The sequence below is a fragment of the Pengzhenrongella sp. genome (genome assembly GCF_036565025.1).
GTDB lineage: Bacteria > Actinomycetota > Actinomycetes > Actinomycetales > Cellulomonadaceae > Pengzhenrongella.
This window is the reverse complement of sequence record NZ_DATCNW010000081.1, coordinates 1-2610: the sequence shown is the minus strand read 5'-3', so window position 1 is coordinate 2610 and position 2610 is coordinate 1. Positions and strand designations below refer to the sequence as shown.

Genomic DNA, 2610 nt, shown 5'->3' with positions numbered 1-2610 from the left:
TCCTATAGGACGTCAACGCTCGGACGTTGCGGGGTTGAGGGCGGGAGTTAGCAGGTCGGGCGGGGTCGGGCAAGGATCAGCGCCGGTCAGGCAAGGGTCGGGCAAGGATCAGCGCCGGTCAGGCAAGGGTCCGGCAAGGATCAGCGCCGGTCAGGCAAGGGTCAGGCAAGGTTCAGGCGCGGTGGCGGCCGGGGGCGGCCTCGATGAACGCGGGGAGGATGACGTCCTCGACGAGGGCCTCGCGGTCGTCGTGGTGGATGAACGCGTTCCACGCGGCCGTGATGGTGGCGTCGCGCAGGTCCGCGAGGGACCAGCCCGCCTCGGTCACGAGCAGGCTCATCTCGCGCGTGAGGGTCGTGCCGGACTGCAGGCGGTTGTCGGTGTTGACGGTGACCGCGAAGCCGAGGTCCCGCAGCACCGTGATCGGGTGCTTCGCGATCGACTCGGCCGCGCCGGTCTGCAGGTTCGACGACGGGCAGAGCTCGAGCGGGATCTGGTGGTCCCGGATCCAGTGCGCGAGATAGCCCAGGCGCGCCGTTCCCTGGTCGCCTGGCTCCTCGTCCTCGGCGTGCACGAATTCGATGTCCTCGATGATCCGGACCCCGTGCCCGAGCCGGCTGGCGGCCCCGACGTGCACCGCCTCGGCGATCGACTCCAGGCCGGCGGCCTCGCCCGCGTGGATCGTCACCGGGAAGTTCGCCTCGGCGAGCGTCTTGAAGGCGGACGCGTGCCGCGACGGCAGGAAGCCGTCCTCGGCCCCGGCGATGTCGAAGCCGACGACGCCGTTCTCCCGGTTGGCCAGGGCGAGCGCGGCGATCTCGTCCGCGCGGTCGGCGTGCCGCATCGCGGTGATGAGGGTGCCGACCCGGATCGTGCGGCCGGCCTCCGCCGCCTGGGAGACGCCCTCGGCGAGGCCACCCTGCACGGCGTCGACGACCTGCTGGAGCGAGAGCCCGCGGGTCAGGTGCTGCTCGGGGGCGTAGCGCTGCTCGGCGTACACGACGCCGTCGGCCGCGAGGTCGAGCACGGACTCGAGCGCGACGCGGTGCAGCGCGGCCTCGGTCTGCATCACGGCGACCGTGTGGTCGAACGTCTCGAGGTAGAGCTCGAGGGTGCCGGAGCTGGCTGCGGTCAGGAACCACGTGCCGAGCTCGGCAGGGTCGGTGGTCGGCAGCTCATGGTCCACCTCCGCCGCGAGCTCCACGATGGTGGCCGGACGAAGCCCGCCGTCGAGATGGTCGTGCAGCACGACCTTGGGCAGGCCGGCAATGGCGGATTCGTCAATCGTCATGCCGCTTACCGTAGTGGCCACACCGGCCTACCCTTGCACGCGCGGCTGCGCGCAACCTGGGCGCGAGGGGGTCGCGACCAGGTAAGGAACCCCTCAGGGGTACTCGTCGCGCTCGTCCGACGGCAGCACCGCGGCCTGCTCGGTCACGTCCGCGGGGTCCGCCTCGCCGCGCAGGTCAGGGCGCGGCTCGCCCGGCAGGTACTCCTCCGGGGCGACCGTCTCGCGCGCACCCGGCGCGTCGTCGAGCAGGTCGCGATCCGGCTCGAGCTCGACCGCACCGGCCGGATCCACCTCGACGAGACCGGCATCGCGCCACGTCTCGCGACCGGGAACAACGCTCATGGCCCCTCCTCCACTCACTGTCCATCGTCACCCCGCCGGCCAGAACCCGCCACTCGCCGAGCGTGGCACAAGCGCCTCGGCAAAGGCCCGGTCCAAGGGCGGCTGCTCCACTCTCGGCGGAGCGGTCAGGCTTCGGGGAGGATGGCCCAGCAGACGTGCGACCAGCTGCCCAGGGCGGGTCGGGGGCCGTCCGGGGTGAGCAGCTCGGCGCGGGCGAGGTGGTGCAGCGCGCCGCCGGCGGGCTCGAACAGCGTGTAGGTGCCCGACGACGCCGCGGGCACCAGCAGGACGACATGCCTCGGCAGGGCGGTCGTCGGGCCCGAGGAGAGGTCGCCGCCGGTGAACAGCGGCACGCCGACCCCGACCGCGAGCGCCCGGTCCGCGCGGTCCAGCAGCGCGCCGAGCTCGCCGGCGTCGGTGTCGTCGACCATGACCTGTCGGAAGGTCGCCCCCGGGTACCGCGCGACGCGCGCGGCGCCCCAGGGCGGGGTGCCGAACCTCGCGGGCCACGCGAACGGGCCGAGCGAGCCCCGCCCGGTGGCGGTCTTGACCGCGCGCTGGACCGCGCCGAACCGCGCGGCTGCGTCGGGCTCGGCGAGCTCCGCCGGCCCGAACGCCCGCAGCTCGCGCGGCCGGTACCCCGCAACGGTGCGACCGGTGACCAGCCAGAGCGCAAGCAACGGGTCACCGGCGGCGGCCAGCATCGCCAGGACCGTCGAGCCGCACGTCGTCTGGTCGGACTGGCGGGCCGGCGCGTCGGACAGCCGGACGTCCGAGCCGCCGCCCGCGGGGGCCAGCGGGGCGCCGACCTGATCGCGGTCGCGGTCGGTCAGCTCGGGCCAGAGTCCCGCGAGCGCCGCGATCGCGGGCAGCGGGGTCCCGCCGGCGAGCGCCCGTTCCAGGACGCCACGCCCACGCGGGTCCGCGGCGCCGGCCAGCAGCGCGTCGTAGCGCGAGCGCTCGGCGACCGGCAGGTC

At 74.1% G+C, this 2610-nt stretch carries 3 protein-coding genes; all 3 read right to left on the bottom strand.

What is annotated here, in order from left to right; genetic code table 11:
* Positions 1-172 precede the first annotated feature (172 nt).
* Positions 173-1291, bottom strand: a complete 1119-nt coding sequence (locus tag VIM26_RS04205; RefSeq protein ID WP_331949095.1) for an adenosine deaminase — start codon at positions 1289-1291, stop codon at positions 173-175.
* Between the two features lie 93 nt (positions 1292-1384).
* Positions 1385-1633, bottom strand: a complete 249-nt coding sequence (locus tag VIM26_RS04200) for a hypothetical protein (protein WP_331949093.1) — start codon at positions 1631-1633, stop codon at positions 1385-1387.
* 125 nt (positions 1634-1758) lie between these two features.
* A partial coding sequence (locus VIM26_RS04195; protein ID WP_331949092.1) for a hypothetical protein occupies positions 1759-2610 on the bottom strand: 852 nt, incomplete at its 5' end.

Coding starts and splice junctions, on each gene's coding strand:
- VIM26_RS04205 (WP_331949095.1), bottom strand. CDS start 1,291: ATGACGATTGACGAATCCGCCATTGCCGGCCTGCCCAAGGTCGTGCTG.
- VIM26_RS04200 (WP_331949093.1), bottom strand. CDS start 1,633: ATGAGCGTTGTTCCCGGTCGCGAGACGTGGCGCGATGCCGGTCTCGTC.